At 45.1% G+C, this 15,897-nt stretch carries 12 protein-coding genes; 2 read left to right on the top strand and 10 right to left on the bottom strand.

The genetic code is table 11. From position 1 onward, the window contains the following. Positions 1–347: 347 nt before the first annotated feature. Together AB5I83_RS09395 and AB5I83_RS09390 are read left to right on the top strand one after the other, a co-directional pair. Complete coding sequence (locus tag AB5I83_RS09395; RefSeq protein WP_448974785.1) at positions 348–2,939, top strand: CoA-disulfide reductase; 2,592 nt, start codon at positions 348–350, stop codon at positions 2,937–2,939. 701 nt (positions 2,940–3,640) lie between these two features. Further along, entirely contained in the window at positions 3,641–4,597 is a 957-nt protein-coding gene (locus AB5I83_RS09390; RefSeq protein WP_448974783.1) for a nuclease-related domain-containing protein, read from the top strand. A 195-nt stretch (positions 4,598–4,792) separates the two neighbouring features. Here the strand turns inward: AB5I83_RS09390 and prfB are convergent. From prfB to AB5I83_RS09340, 10 genes are all read right to left on the bottom strand, one after another. Next, positions 4,793–5,903, bottom strand: a protein-coding gene (gene prfB, locus AB5I83_RS09385; RefSeq protein ID WP_448974781.1) for a peptide chain release factor 2 whose coding sequence is annotated in 2 segments (ribosomal slippage) — positions 4,793–5,830 and positions 5,832–5,903 — 1,110 coding nt in all. Because the reading frame shifts where the segments join, the coding sequence is not laid out codon by codon here. A 102-nt stretch (positions 5,904–6,005) separates the two neighbouring features. Further along, positions 6,006–8,519 carry a preprotein translocase subunit SecA gene (gene secA, locus AB5I83_RS09380; protein WP_448974779.1) on the bottom strand — a complete coding sequence of 838 codons (2,514 nt, stop codon included), beginning with the start codon at positions 8,517–8,519 and terminating at the stop codon, positions 6,006–6,008. Between the two features lie 205 nt (positions 8,520–8,724). Further along, entirely contained in the window at positions 8,725–9,567 is an 843-nt protein-coding gene (locus AB5I83_RS09375; RefSeq protein WP_448974777.1) for a DUF1028 domain-containing protein, read from the bottom strand. A gap of 108 nt (positions 9,568–9,675) precedes the next feature. After that, complete coding sequence (hpf, locus tag AB5I83_RS09370; RefSeq protein WP_167833199.1) at positions 9,676–10,221, bottom strand: ribosome hibernation-promoting factor, HPF/YfiA family; 546 nt, start codon at positions 10,219–10,221, stop codon at positions 9,676–9,678. A gap of 173 nt (positions 10,222–10,394) precedes the next feature. Then, the gene (locus AB5I83_RS09365) at positions 10,395–10,733 is read right to left on the bottom strand and encodes a flagellar protein FliT (RefSeq protein ID WP_448974775.1); all 339 of its coding nucleotides are present in this window, start codon (positions 10,731–10,733) and stop codon (positions 10,395–10,397) included. Continuing rightward, positions 10,733–11,134, bottom strand: coding sequence for a flagellar export chaperone FliS (gene fliS, locus AB5I83_RS09360; RefSeq protein ID WP_448975272.1), 402 nt, complete (start codon positions 11,132–11,134; stop codon positions 10,733–10,735). The genes AB5I83_RS09365 and fliS overlap by 1 nt, the downstream gene beginning before the upstream one ends. Before the next feature lie 21 nt (positions 11,135–11,155). After that, positions 11,156–12,706 carry a flagellar hook-associated protein 2 gene (locus AB5I83_RS09355; RefSeq protein WP_448974773.1) on the bottom strand — a complete coding sequence of 517 codons (1,551 nt, stop codon included), beginning with the start codon at positions 12,704–12,706 and terminating at the stop codon, positions 11,156–11,158. Between the two features lie 17 nt (positions 12,707–12,723). Then, complete coding sequence (flaG, locus tag AB5I83_RS09350; RefSeq protein ID WP_167833202.1) at positions 12,724–13,089, bottom strand: flagellar protein FlaG; 366 nt, start codon at positions 13,087–13,089, stop codon at positions 12,724–12,726. A gap of 387 nt (positions 13,090–13,476) precedes the next feature. Next, positions 13,477–13,914, bottom strand: coding sequence for a YaaR family protein (locus AB5I83_RS09345; protein WP_448974771.1), 438 nt, complete (start codon positions 13,912–13,914; stop codon positions 13,477–13,479). Between the two features lie 93 nt (positions 13,915–14,007). Beyond that, positions 14,008–15,882: a flagellin N-terminal helical domain-containing protein gene (locus AB5I83_RS09340; protein WP_448974769.1), complete on the bottom strand. Its 1,875-nt coding sequence runs from the start codon at positions 15,880–15,882 to the stop codon at positions 14,008–14,010. Positions 15,883–15,897: the final 15 nt, after the last annotated feature.

The following is a 15,897-nucleotide window of genomic DNA, read 5'->3' as shown; positions in this document are numbered from 1 at the left end:
AACCTATAATATAGAAACATTTCGTCCAGCTTATTTTGCAAGCAAACAATCGCAGGACTTAGTTAAGTTTGTGAAATTATGAACAGTTTTTGACGCTTTATCAAATACCCTTACCCCTAGTCGTACTTTGTGATATATTTCACGTATAAGGAGGCGATCACATGATTAGTCTTTCCTGTAAAAAAGAAAAATACATTTTTTTAATATTTTACATGCTCACCATTACACAATATCCGTACCTAGCATCTGGCCAGTCTGGAGATTACGGATTGTAAGCCGAGCATGTAAATAATTGACCAAAAATCAAATCGAAACTATATAAATTTTTAAGAAAGAGGGTAATGAACATGGCTAAAAAAGTGGTAATCGTAGGTGGAGTGGCTGGCGGAGCTACAACAGCAGCTCGTTTAAGAAGATTGGATGAACAAACCGAAATCGTGATGGTCGAGCGCGGTGAATACATTTCTTTTGCAAACTGCGGCCTTCCTTATTATATTGGCGGTGCAATTCAGGAACGCGACGCATTGCTTGTGCAGACGGTTGAAGGTATGTCAAAAAAATTCAACATGGACATACGCAACCTTAGCGAAGTCACACGCATTGACCGTGAACGCAAAGTGGTGGAGATCAAGAACCTGAAAACTGGCGAAACTTATGCGGAAAGCTATGATGTGCTTGTTTTATCACCAGGTGCGAGCCCAATCAAGCCTGCGATTCCGGGCATTAATGAAGCTGACGCTTTATTTACGCTTCGCAACATTCCTGATACTGATAAAATCAAGGCATATGTTGATGAGCAACAGCCGAAGAAAGCGACAGTTATCGGTGGTGGCTTCATCGGCGTCGAAATGGCCGAAAACCTTTGGGAACGTGGTGTCGAAGTGACACTCGTCGAGATGGCTGACCAAATCATGGCGCCAATCGACTTCGAGATGGCTTCTATTTTACACCAACACCTCCGTGAAAAAGGCGTGAATCTTGTACTTGAAGATGGCGTTAAATCTTTTGAGAAGAATGGTAAGATCATTAACCTCAGCAGCGGTAAGCAACTTGATACTGATCTCGTTATCCTTGCGATTGGTGTTGCTGCTGAAAATAAATTAGCTAAGGAAGCTGGACTGGAGCTTGGCCTTCGCGGTGCCATCCGTGTCAATGAGCGCCTGCAGACAGCTGACGAAAGCATCTACGCAATTGGCGACGCAATCGAAGTGAAAGACTATATCAACGGACAGGCGACTCATATCCCGCTTGCATGGCCGGCCAACCGCCAGGGACGCATCGTTGCTGACCATATCAATGGCATCGATTCAAAATACCAGGGCACTCTTGGCACATCCATTGCGAAGGTGTTCGATATGACCGTTGCAGCAACCGGAAATAACGAGAAGACACTGAAGCGCCTTGGCATCTCTTATGATGTTGTGCACGTACACCCAAGCTCACATGCTGGTTACTACCCTGGCGCGTTCCCAATCGCGCTAAAATTGATCTTTGACCGTGAAACAGGAAAAATCTTTGGTGCACAGGCAGTATCTTATGATGGCGCAGACAAGCGCATCGACGTTCTAGCGACTGCCATCAAGGGTGGCATGACGATTTTTGACCTGCCGGACCTTGAACTGGCATACGCACCACCTTACTCTTCTGCAAAAGACCCTGTCAATATGGCTGGCTACGCAGCGAAGAATATCGCAGAAGGTTTAGTTGAAACTGTTCAATGGCATGAAATCAATGATATTTTAGCTAATGGTGGTTACCTGATTGACGTTCGTGAGCCGATTGAACGCGACATGGGTATGATCGAAGGCTCTGTAAACATCCCTCTTGGGGAACTTCGCGAACGACTTGGCGAAATCCCTACAAAAGAAGTGTATGTCTATTGTCAGGTCGGCCTTCGTGGTTATCTAGCATCCCGTATCCTGATGCAGGCTGGATTCAAGGTTCGTAATCTGGATGGCGGCTACAAGACTTACTCTTGTGTGTTCGAGCCAGATGCGAGTGAGAACTGCGGTACACCAATCAGCGACAATGGCGTGGCACAGCGTAATGCTGCGATGGAAGAGATTGCTGCGGGTGCTGCCCAGTCCAGTGTTGGGTTTGCAGTTGAGGCGGCCCCTGTTGCTCAGGCACCTACCGCTCCTGCTTCGGCTGTATCTCCCGTGGAAGCTGCCCCGCCGACTGTGAAGGCTACGCTTGACGCTTGCGGCCTGTCTTGCCCAGGTCCGATCATGAAGGTGTATAAGACAATTGGCGATTTGCAGGACGGCGAGGTGATGGAAGTCCACGCAACAGATCCAGGCTTCGCGAAGGACATCAAAGCATGGTGTGAAAAGACAGGCAACAAGCTGATCAGCAACAAGTTTGAGGATAAGAAGTTCAAAGCTCAGATCATGAAAGGCAATGTGGTCGTGCCTATGATGGCAGCTCCTGTTGAGGTCCCGACTGGCGTGCCGACTGCTGCTCCGGCTAAAAATGGTGCGACTATGGTCGTGTTCAGCGGTGACCTAGACAAAGCCATCGCAACTTTCATCATCGCATCCGGTGCCGCGGCGATGGGGAAAGAAGTAACTTTGTTCTTCACCTTCTGGGGACTGAACATCCTGAAGCGCAGCGACGCGCCAGCCACCGAGAAAGACATGATGGCGAAGATGTTCAGCATGATGATGCCCAAGGGCGCAAATGACCTGCCACTATCCAAGATGAACATGGGCGGCATGGGTTCCAAGATGATCAAGACCGTCATGGCCAATAAAAACGTCGACAGCTTAGAAACCCTGATGAAAAACGCCATGGACGCCGGCATCAAGCTAGTAGCCTGCGGCATGAGCATGGACATCATGGGCATCGCAAAAGAAGAACTCATCGACGGAGTCGAAATCGGCGGCGTAGCAGCCTACCTTGGTGATGCAGAGGATTCTGGATTGAATTTGTTTATCTAATATGTGGGAGCAGCCTTCTTAGGAGGGCTGCTTTCTTATTTTTCCTTATTTAGGAAGACGGTGCAATTATCTCGATTAATGGTGCAATTAATTAGGAGGACCGTGCAATTATTTCAAAAAACGGTGCAATTACATTAAACAACGGTGCAATTATCTTATTTTACTAACAGAATAATTTTTCCAGTAGCAAAGTTGACTCCAATAAACAGCTATTTCACTAGTAAGTTTACTTTTTGGACCTTGTTTCTACCTTCGCCCTGCACAAAAACGAATTACGTACTGCGCGTTGTAGGTTTTCAAGAGTTTTTTAGAGGAAACATCGAGATACTAATTAAAAGTTACCTTATTTACTCCTTATCTGTTTCGTGCTAGCCTAATAGTTCTTTCCCTTTACTGAATCAGTCATCTCTCCGGGTGCCTGGGGTTGTTGTAAATAGGTAATTAAGGGGTGAACTGTTGTTTAGTTTAAAGTTACCTTTTTACTCCTTATCTGTTTTGGGCTCGCCAGCTAATTCTTGCCCTTATCTGGATCAGTTCATCTCTCCGGGTTCCTGGGGTTGTTGTAAATAGGTAATTGAGAACTTGAATTGTAGGGAAAATTTTACAAAAAAAATAAACGTGGAAAAACATCTCACTCTTTAACAGGGTTTTTACCGATATATGTCGAATATACACTCATCAACCTAAAGGAGTGAAAATGTTTGATAGTTAAACGCAGAACGACCCCACGGAGAATCCTCGTTAATGAAGCACTGCTGCGCAGACTTCCTCCAAACCATCCAAAGAGGCCAGATATTCTTAAAGATTTGCTGATTAAAAAAGCGGGATTCAAAGGCGAACAGGATATGGATTATTACCTCAGCCTCTTGAACGAAAACGATTTTATCATCCTCCAGGATCTCCGCATTCCACTTGGCACTAACTACTTCCAAATTGATTTCCTTCTTTTATCAACCAAATTTGCCCTGCTGATCGAAAATAAGAATATGCCTGGAATAATAGAGTTTGATCCTGCCTTCAAACAAGTTTTCCGAACGTATAATGACAATACGGAGGTATACGACTGCCCGGTTGACCAGGTAAAAAGACAAGTCTATCAATTCAGGAACTGGCTGAAGAAAAACAATATCAACTCTCTTCCTCTAGAATTCCTCGTCACCTACAGCAATCAGGGCTCCATTCTTCAAAACCCCAGTAAAAACCAAGAGATTTATAATCGAGTTTGCAAAGGAGGACAATTGGTCTTTAAAGTAGACGAGTTTCAAAATCGTCATCAAGGAGAAGTTCTTTCTAGCAAGGATGTAAAAAAATTATCAAAACTTCTGATGAAAAGCCACGAGCCAGAGAAAGCTGATATTAGCAAGTATAATCTATCCCCGTCTGACATCATCCCCGGTATTCAATGTCCAACGTGCGAGCAATTTCTCATGGAGAGAATCTCAAGAAAATGGTACTGCCCCCATTGTGGCACCACTTCAACTAATGTTCATGAACAGGCTATTCTTGATTATTTTTTACTGATTGGGCCGACGATGACAAATAAGCAATTGAGAGGTTTCTTACGCCTGCCGTCACGGAGTACTTCGACAATCTTGTTGAGGAATATGAGCCTACAGCATACAGGAAGTACGAAAAATAGAGTATATTATCAAGCATGATTATACCCTCCTCTTCCCTTTGGGCGAGGAGGTTTTTCCATTATTAGGATGACGGTGCAATTAGCTTCGCTTACCGCGCAATTATGGCGTTTGACCGTGCAATTAACTCATAATCAAACAAACTAGCAGCTCATTAAGCACAAAAGTCCCCCGCCAACCCGGCGGGGGACTCCTAAAACTCATATGGAGCTCGGTTTACTCACTCAAACTCAACTTTGACCTCAAATAAGCATCAATAAACATATCAATATCCCCATCCATGACGCCTTGTACGTTGCCTGATTCGGCACCGGTGCGGTGGTCCTTGACCATGGAGTACGGGTGGAATACGTAGGAGCGGATCTGGCTGCCCCATCCGATTTCTTTTTGCTCACCGCGGATTTCGTCCAGCTCGGCTTGCTGCTGTTCGATTTCACGCTGGTAAAGCTTTGCTTTCAGCATCTTCATCGATGTTTCACGGTTCTTGATCTGTGAACGTTCTGCCTGTGATGAAACAACAACACCGGTCGGTAAGTGGGTGATTCGCACGGCTGAGTCAGTTGTGTTGATGTGCTGACCGCCGGCACCGCTTGCACGGTACGTATCGATTTTCAAGTCTTCCGTACGGATTTCAATTTCGATTTCGTTATTGAATTCCGGCATGACTTCACAGGATACGAATGAAGTGTGACGTCGGCCTGAAGAGTCGAACGGCGAAATACGTACGAGACGGTGTACGCCTTTTTCCGCTTTCAGATAACCGTATGCATTGTGTCCGTTAATCTTCAAAGTAACACTCTTGATTCCCGCTTCATCTCCTGGCAGGTAATCCAGCGTCTCAACTTTGAAGCCGCGTTTTTCCGCCCAGCGCGTATACATACGCAACAGCATAGAGCCCCAGTCCTGGGATTCCGTTCCGCCAGCGCCTGGGTGCAATTCAAGAATGGCATTATTTTTATCATGTTCTTCACTCAACAATAGTTGAAGCTCGAACTCACTCATGCGATCCTTGAACTCGACAAGTTCCTTCTCCAGCTCTTCACGAAGATCCGCGTCATCTTCCTCTTTTACAAGCTCATAAGTCAAATCGAGATTTTCGTAAGTCTCATTCAGCTCGTTAAAAACATTAACCTGTTCTTTAAGCGCATTTGCTTCATTGATGACAACCTGTGCCTTCTGCTGGTCATCCCAGAAGTCCGGCGCAAGCATGCCATCTTCTAGCTCTGCGATTCGCGCTTCTTTATTTTCGAGGTCAAAGAGACCCCCTGAAGTCCGCTAATTTCTTAGCTGTTTTCTCAAGCTCATTCCTGATATCTGCTAATTCCATATCATTCACCTCATAAATAAGTTACTTTCCATTATACCGTATTGTATGTTCCAAGGAAAAAGAGAGCCGAAATCCGGCCCTCTTAATTGAAATTCACTTAAGTTATTCAGCCTTGCCACAGCAGTTCTTGTATTTCTTGCCGCTGCCGCAGATGCATGGGTCATTACGGCCAACATCCATTGACTTGACAACAGGCTTCTTCTTTACCTTGCCGCCTTCGTCTTCCTTCGGATTCACCGCGTGGCCTTTTGCTACTTCCTGGCGCTCAAGGTTGCTGCGGATTTCAGCTTTCATGATATATTTCGCAACGTCGTCTTCGATGGAAAGCACCATGTTTTCGAACATCGCGAAGCCTTCATGCTGGTATTCGCGCAGTGGATCGATCTGGCCGTACGCACGCAGGTGGATACCCTGTCGCAACTGGTCCATCTGGTCGATATGGTCCATCCACTTTGAGTCAACCGAACGAAGCACGATAACTTTCTCAAACTCGCGCATTTGCTCGTCTGTCAGCATTTCTTCTTTTTCATTATAGCGTTCTTTCACCTTCGCCATGATGGCTTCAATGATTTCATCTGCTTCTTTGCCGCGAAGGTCTTCAGCAGTGATGTCGCCTTCGTGTAGCAGGTTACCGTTCACGTAGTCGATGATGCTGCTCAGGTCCCATTTTTCCATATCCTCGCCTGCCGGAGTATGGGCAGAGACATTGCGCTCCAATGCAGATCTGATCATTCTTTCTACGATTTCACGGAGGTTTTCAGATTCAAGAACCTCATCACGCTGCTTGTAGATGATTTCACGCTGCTGGCGAAGAACATCATCGTACTGAAGCAATTGCTTACGAGCATCAAAGTTGTTGCCTTCAACACGTTTTTGCGCAGATTCAACGGCTCTTGACACCATCTTACTCTGGATTGGCTGGGTATCATCCATACCAAGACGCTCCATCATTGTTTTCATATTGTCAGAACCGAAGCGGCGCATCAGTTCATCTTCCATGGAAAGATAGAACTGCGTCACACCTGGGTCTCCCTGACGTCCGGAACGCCCGCGCAGCTGATTGTCGATACGACGGCTCTCGTGACGCTCCGTACCAATAACCGCAAGACCGCCAATTTCTTTGACGCCCTCGCCAAGCTTGATGTCCGTACCACGGCCTGCCATGTTCGTCGCGATTGTAACCGAGCCTTGATGGCCTGCTTCAGCGATGATTTCCGCTTCACGCTCATGGTTTTTCGCGTTCAATACATTATGCTTAATTCCCTTTTTCGTTAAAAACGCAGAAATGATTTCCGACGTTTCAATCGCAACCGTACCAACAAGAACAGGTTGTCCAGCCTTGTGACGCTCGGCGATGTCATCGGCCACTGCCTTGAATTTGCCCTGCATACTCGCATAAATTAAATCTGGACGGTCGTCACGGGCGATCGGACGGTTCGTCGGAATCACAACAACGTTCATATTGTAGATATTACGGAACTCCTCTTCCTCAGTCTTCGCTGTACCTGTCATACCGGACAGCTTTTCGTACATACGGAAGTAGTTCTGGAAGGTGATTGTCGCAAGCGTCATGCTCTCGTTCTGGATCTCAAGGCCTTCTTTTGCCTCGATTGCCTGATGCAAGCCTTCGCTGTAGCGGCGACCCTTCATCAGACGACCAGTGAACTGGTCAACGATGACGATTTCGCCATCCTGTACGACATAATCCACATCCTTGTGCATGCTCGCCTGGGCTTTCATCGCCTGGTTGATGTGGTGAAGCAATGTCACATGCTTAATGTCAAAAAGGTTCTCGATGCCAAAAGCCTTCTCGGACTTCGTGATTCCTTCTTCCGTCAGCTGGACACCCTTCGTTTTTTCATCATAAGTGTAGTCTTCTTCACGCTTCAAATTGCGAACGAATGCATTCGCCTGAATGTAAAGCGCAGCAGATTTTTGCGCAGACCCGGAAATGATCAATGGCGTACGCGCTTCATCGATCAAGATGGAGTCAACTTCATCGATGACACAGAAGTGCAGAGGACGTTGAACCTTCTGATCACTGTAAAGCACCATATTGTCGCGAAGATAGTCAAAGCCAAACTCATTGTTCGTACCATATGTGATATCAGCACGGTATGCTTCCTGCTTCTCTTCCTTCGTCATGCTGTTCAGGTTGAGGCCGACTGACAGGCCAAGAAATTCATACAGCTTGCCCATCTCAACGGCGTCACGGCTTGCGAGGTATTCGTTGACCGTGATGACGTGCACGCCGCGACCAGTGATCGCGTTCAGGTAAACCGGCATTGTCGCTGTAAGGGTTTTACCTTCACCAGTCTTCATCTCGGAGATATTCCCCTCATGAAGGGCGATACCACCCATCAACTGAACTTTATAAGGGTAAAGGCCCAGGACACGCTTCGCACCTTCACGTACGACAGCAAAAGCTTCAATCAGCAAGTCATCAGTAGATGCACCGTTCTGGTAACGGCTTTTGAACTCCTCTGTCTTTTCCCTCAGCTGGTCATCAGACAGCTTTTCCATATCGCCTGCAAGCGCATCGATCTGATCCGCCATTTTCGTCAATTTCTTGATATCGCGTTTATTCTGGTCGAAAATTTTCGTTAAAATCCCCATACAGACGCTCCTTTTATCTATTGAATCTAGTTGATTTCGATTGTTAAAAATTGTCCCAAAGAAAAAAGATTCGCTGTAAACGCACCGAATCCCTTTTAGAAAAATTCGATTTATTTCTTCTTACTATTCTACCACTTACAAATGGGGGTGACAACCAATCGAAAAGGTTAAAAGTCCCACTGTCGGCTGACAGTGGGACCATATATTATTGATTTTTCATAAACTCCAAAACTTCGAGGTCGATTTTGCCCTTCTCCTGCTCGCGCTCTTCGAAGTTTTCAGTGTGGATGTAGGCAGTGAGCGCTTTGTGGAGCTCTTCGTCATCAGATGGATCAGCCTTTAGGTAATCAAGACGCTTGAGGTGCTGGACGATTGTTTCCCTGATTTCACCTTCAATTGCCACTACATTCTCTGGCTTTGCTTTTGCAAAATAAAGCTGCTGCAAGCCGTAGATGCGGATCAATTCAGTGATTGGCTCCGGATGATCATCTACACGGAGATCGATGTAACGATCGTTGTAGCCGCCATATCCGCCCTTTTCCTTGACGACAAGGAGAGCCGCCGACTGCTGGCCCCTGCTGTCACCACCAGCTTGCTGTCCGGCGTTGAGTGCCTGAAGCAGCCGATGCGCGAGCGAGCCTTCTGTCGACTCAAATGTCTCTGCCATTGCCTTCACAGTATTTTCATCTACTAAAATATTACCCTGCGCCGCAAAGTGCTTACCTGTCACTCCGCCTGCCCAGTCATAACAATATGTACCTGTAAAAGTTGCACCGTTTCCTTCTGCGTCAATCAAGCCAACCTGGCGCATCTCCTTGTCAGGATCATCCTTCGTGATCAGCTCCATCACTTCCTCAGCTGATTTCCCCTGGGCCATCAACTCAAGTGCATGCGGACCATATGCTGTATTCGCATAAGATTGCGTCGCCACTGCACCAACTCCCGCCTTCGCAAACGGAACAACTGCCCCTACTCCAAGAAATTTAGATTGAACGGCAATTCCCCACTCTTTTTCCTGTGGGTCATAACCTACGATTGAAAATGTCATATGTATCGCCTCCTGTAAAATTATTTCGGCACCCGGTATAATATTTCCTTCAAAAGACCAAATTAAAACCCACAGCCAATTTCTGACTGTGGGTAGAGTTTAAGATTATTATTGAGCTTCAATCAAACCATAACGGCCATCGTTACGCTTGTAAACAACGTTTGTTTGGTTTGTTTCAGCGTTTGTGAACACGTAGAAGCTATGGCCCAGCATGTTCATCTGCAGGATCGCTTCTTCGCTGTCCATCGGCTTCAGGTCGAAGCTCTTAGTACGGACAACTTCAAGATCTTCATCTTCTTCCACCTGCTCGACTTCTGTGAAAATCGGAGCGTAATCCTTCAGGCTATCCTTTTCACGGAACTTGCGGTTGACCTTTGTTTTGTGCTTGCGGATTTGACGCTCAAGCTTATCAGTGATCAAATCGATCGCAGCATACATATCTTCATGAAGCTCCTCTGCGCGAAGCACAAGGTCCTTCATCGGAATCGTAATTTCAACTTTTGCTTTTTTATCCTGGTAAACTTTCAGGTTCACGTTCACATTGGCATTGGGTGACTCGGTAAAGTACCGGTCAAGCTTCGCAACCTTTTTCTCTACATACTCTCTGATTGCTGGCGTTACCTCAATGTTTTCTCCACGAATGTTGTAGTTCATAGTGGACTCCTCCTTTGGGATATGACTATGTATTACTAATTCTATTTTACCCCAAAGAACTCCTGCAAAAACAGTCTGAAGATTTGACATTTTTATGTCTGTTTTTACCGTCGGAATAGTGGATAATTTGTAGGAACTTGTCCTAATACAAAAAAACCGCCCGAATAGGCGGTTTAGTTGCGTTTATCGTAGAACATTCCATCAACGGAAACGGAAGCATATGGGTTTTGGTACATATCTGATTTTTCCTTACGGTTCTTCAGATCTTTCAAATCCTTTTGGATCAGTGTTTTTTCTTTTGCTAAAAGCACATCGAGCTTTTGGTTGAGTTTGATAACTTTTTCAGCCAGCTCGGCTTCTTCAGGATTCGGCCGTTTAATTTCTTTCAATAAAATATCCCGCTCAGCGAGCAGCTTATCCAGGAGCAGGATTTTCTCATCCCGATCAAATGTGCCTTCAAGCACTTGGACTAGCTTTGCTGTTGTTTCGTAAAACCTTACCAACGGGCTCATTATACTCTTCCGTCCGGGGTGAATTGCTTTTGTCTGTTGATTTGGATGACCTGCTTCCAAGTATCACGGAATTCCGTCACCAGGCCTTCCACTTCATCCAGGATTTCAAGGTCATTCTTAATATTTGCTTCAACAAGCCTTCTAAGCATGTAGTCGTACATGCTCATCATTTGTTTTCCAACCTCGATATCGGGATTAAGCGTGACCATCAACTCGCGGATGATGTCCTGAGCTCGTAAAATACTATTGTTCTTATCCTGGATGTTATTATCACCTATCGCTTTTTTCGCCTGGTGTATAAACTTCAAACATCCGTTATAAAGCATCAAAGTCAATTCGCCTGGTGAGGCAGTGTTGACGGAATTTTGTTTATAGGATTGATATGGATTTGGTATTGCCATCATTCCACGTCCTTTCTAGCATTAGCCGCTATAGAACTGCGACATCAGATAAGCCGATTGTTCATTTGCCTTCTGGATCGCTTTTTCCATCGCGGTAAATTGACGCCAGTAGCGGTCTTCGACTTTTATCAAACGGTCTTCAAAACGGTCGATTTGCTTGTCAATCGAAGTCAGATTCCGGCCGAGTGTGAACTGAGCGTTCGTACGCATTGCATTGCCGGCACGGCCTTCGATTGTTGAAATTGTATCCTTAATGGTCGCTCGCAGCTTTCTTGCGATTCCTTGTTCACTTTCTACTGTGCTTTCGTTCGTAAAAAGTTTGTAGATTGCATTCGGATCATTTTTTATGGCTTCACGCAATTTATTTGGATCAATGACAAGCTTTCCGCGGTCAAGATAGTTTTTTGAAGTGGTAATCCCAATCTCCGCTAACTGGTCAAAATTATCATTCACAGCGTCCGTGTCATTGCCGACCCGGCCATAAAGATCGGTTCGCATCTTGTTTAAAGCGCCAGATAAGATGGAATCGTTTCTAAGCATCCCGCTTTTCGCTTTTTCATCCCACATCTCAGCCTGCTTTTCGGTCATCCCTTCCCGTTCTTCATCAGAAAGCGGCTGATATTTGCGGTAGCGTTCCTCGGTGACCTTGGAATTAATCCCTGCAATTGTTTCATTGTATTTGTTCACAAAATCGGTAATTGATTTAAAAACAGCTTCTTCATCCGTGGCTGAGTTGACCGCAACAGTGTTTGTGCCTGTTGTTTGCTTCAGGGTGTATTCGAATCCATTGATGACGAAGGTGTTTGTTGGACGTGTAGTGGTGAGTCCATTGATGGTGAATTCAGCACTTGTACCCGCTTTCCCCCTTGATGCTCCTGCTGCAAGATCACTATTTGCATCGAGATTAAGCTGATTTGTGAAAAAGTTGCCAGTAAGCTTTATTTCTGCATCTCCTACGTTATCTCCAGAGTTTTTAGCAGTAAGAGATACTTTTCCTTCAACTGAATCGTAGAAAGCGACGACTCCAGCATTGGAATTATTGATTTTATCAATGATCGAATTCAGTGAATCATTAGCTGGATCAATCGTGATTTCAACCGGAGCTGCAGGCATGTTGCCATCCTTGCCGATTGCTTCAATTGTTATCGTATTATCGGTCAGCACAAAAGGAGTATTGAAATTATCCTTCTGGTCTGCCAGCTTTCCGTTAGGGTCGAAGCTTGCATTACCGATTCTTGCCGAGCTAACCATATTTGCTGATTCAGCTAACCTGCTTACACTAATACTTGAGTTCAGGTTTGAAGTCGCATTGATGTTACGTACTGAAACCGCGGCTTCATTCGAAGTCGTCACTTTCTTCTTCGTAAACGTTGACTGCCGGAATACGCCATCAAAAATGGATGTATCAAGATCTGCGAGCAATTTATTCATCGCCCGGTAATCATCACGCTGCCATTCAATAATCTGTTTCTTCTGATGCAGCTTGTTCAATGGGATTCTTTCAGCTTTCATTAAGTCGCCAACAAGCGAGTCGATATCCATGCCGCTCGCAAGGCCGCCGATTCTAACCATAATTTCTGCACCTGCCTTTAAATCTTTTTATCTACTATTAGTCCCAGGAATTCTGTCATCGCCGCGTAAAAATCTAGCATTTTCTTCGGCGGGATTTCCCTGACGACTTCCTTTGTTTTTTCATCCACGAGAGTGACATAGTATTCCTGCAGCTTCTCATGATATTGGAATTTTAATGAAGTTTGGCTTTGTTGGAGGTATTTATTCAGTCCCTCTACTACGCCTTCGAGTTTTTCTTTTGGAACAGCCTGTAACCCTTCCTCAGCAGGAACAGGGCTAGGATTCCTTTCGGGTTCGGCTTGCGCACCGATGTTATCAATTTTCGTCTTAATCGTTTCATAGATGTATGTACTAGGTGTATCAGAAGAGAGACGGTTAATCATGCTATTGCCTCCTCTAAAGCTCATATTATATTTAATATATCGGTCTGCCTGCTTAAACTCTTTAACTTTTTGTGAAAAATAAAGAAGGGTTGACCGGAAAGTAATATTTACCTGTCGTAAATGCACTGTGATAATTGGCTCATTAGCATTTGAGTCGTTAATTGCACGAACATGCTGGATAATTGCGGACGGTAATTGGTCTTAAATGCTTCGAGAACTCTTCATTGCACGGTAGAAGACCATAATTGCACCGTTAACAGGCTTAATTGCTCTGTAAGCAACCATTATTGCACCGTTAACTTTCGTAATTGCACCGTAATCCACCATTATTGCACCGTCTTCCAAATCACTGGAAAATAAAACAAGCTTCCTCATATAGAGAAAGCTTTACGTATAAATATTAATAAGCATGCCCTGGATTTCGCCGACAAGTCCCAATAATTCGAGGCCGTTTTTTTCTTTATCGAGGATATTGTTCGTTAAGTCTATAAGTTTGCTGTCCACTTCTTTTACTAGCTTGTAAATTTTTGAGGAACCACGCTGGCTGAAGCCCCGGTGCTCTTTCAGCTCAAGTCCGTTTTTAACCGCGTCCTCCATAAAGTCCTTAACAAGCTTTTTATATTTTTTCAGGTTCTCGACCGACCTGGTATCTACCAGTTTCTTTCCCTGATCCTCAATCTCTTTCATTTTCTTGCTCAAACGCCCAAAAGTAACATCATTGCGACGCTGGCTGACTACTTCACTGAATGAGATGGAATCCTTGGCGACTTGCTCCTTCATGCCGGTTTTATTGACCGAAGCCTTGGTAACACGTTGTATATCCATCGTACACACCCTTATACTAATCTATTAATTCCATTATAGCCGATATTTAACATAAAAAGGGAGAGGCAATTACTGCCTCTCTCCTATGAGATATTACTTAAGTAGCTGAAGAACTCCCTGAGGCATCTGGTTTGCCTGTGAAAGCATCGCCTGTGCTGCCTGATTCAGAATGTTGTTCTTTGTGAATGTGGACATTTCCTTCGCCATATCAAGATCGCGGATACGTGATTCGGAAGATGTCACGTTTTCAGTCATCGTTCTCAGGTTGTTAACCGTGTGCTCCAAACGATTCTGGATTGAACCAAGACGGGCACGTTCAGAAGAAACCTGCTGGATTGCATCAGAGAATACTGTGATTGCTGCCTGTGCCTTTTCGTGAGATGTTAGGTCAACTGCAAATTCTGTGTTGCTTGCAGAAACGCCGTCTGTGACAGATGGAACTTCTGTATACCAAACCTGCTTAACAGTGCCGTCCTGCATGGTCACTGATTTTTCTCCGGCAGCGTCAGCACTTACCTGTAACGCCTGTGCACGCATGTCGTTAACTTCCAAAGTGACGGACTGTCCAGCATTCGCACCGATCTGGAAGTTCAGTGAACCGTCATTGCCAGTTGCCACTTCCTTCACTTCAAAGCTGAAAGACCCTTCCTTCAAAGCAAGGCTATTCATACTTAAACCTTCAGTTACATCAAGAGCAAGAACGACTGGGTCCACTCCGTCTGCAACCTTCGCTGCTACTTCTTGCTCCACGCCGCCCATTTCAATTGAATACTTGTAGAATGGCTCAGCTGCAGGTGTGCTGAACGTGATTTTATCTCCGTCAGCCATATCTACTGAGGCAAATTGGAATGAGATGCCGTGATTGTTATAAAGTGCTGTTTCACCCACTGTATCTGAGACAGTTGCCGTGCTTCCGCCTGCTGGAGTGAATTCTACTTGCCAGTCTGTACCATTCCTTGTAAGGGTCCAATCACCAGCTTCTGCTGCAGTTGTAACAGTAATCGGTTGCGTGAATGCTGCATCATTATTCCCTGTATTACCTGCTGCAAATCCTTGCTGCAGTGTTCCTGCTGTTCCAGAGTCAGCATCGATTGTGAACTCCGCTTTGTCCCCTGCCACAAATCCTGCTGCATCTTCCATACGGAAAGTGATCCCGTGATTATTATACTGATCACCGATTGTGTAAGTATCATTGATTGTTCCTGAAGAATCTTTTACGCTAAAAGTAGTAGCATCCAGCATTTCAAGTGTGATTGTATCATTCACAGCTGGAGCAGGATTTCCCTGGCTGCGGTCATAAGCGATGCCATTGCTAGTAAACGTAAGTGTCCCTGTACCAGTTACAGTCAGGTCGCTTGTAGAAAGCTCAACAACCTGAGATTCTTCTCCATTTGGAAAGTAAGCTCCTGCTGGTGACTTGAATACATTGATTGTGTAATTGCCAGGTTCAAGCTCGCTGCCCACAGTCAAATCCATACCAGTTGCAGCATCAAATTGGCTTGATGCTCCATCTGCGAATGCTTTGCCATTAGTTGAGAGAGCATTCACCCTGCTGCCATCTAAAAGAGAAGCACTGTTGAATTCAGTTGCATTCCCGATTCTATTAAGCTCAGAAGTTAATTGGTTTACTTCCTTCTGAATCTCCGCACGATCTGTGTCTGTATAAGAATCATTTGCTGCTTGTACAGCCAATTCACGCATCCGTTGTAAAATTTCATGAGAAGAAGATAGTGCTCCTTCAGCTGTCTGAATCAAAGAAATGCCATCTAGCGCGTTTCTTTCAGCCATTTCCAAACCGCGGATCTGTGAGCGCATTTTTTCAGAGATTGCTAGGCCTGCTGCATCGTCAGAAGCTTTGTTGATGCGAAGGCCTGATGATAATTTTTCAAGGCTCTTTGCTGTATTTGTATTGTTAACCGCAAGATTGCGGTAAGCATTCAGTGCAGAAATATTATGGTTGATTCTCATTCTCTTCTCCCTCTA

Source organism: Mesobacillus sp. LC4 (genome assembly GCF_053543455.1).
The sequence above is the reverse complement of the archived record's forward strand: the minus strand, read 5'-3'. Positions and strand labels throughout refer to the sequence as shown.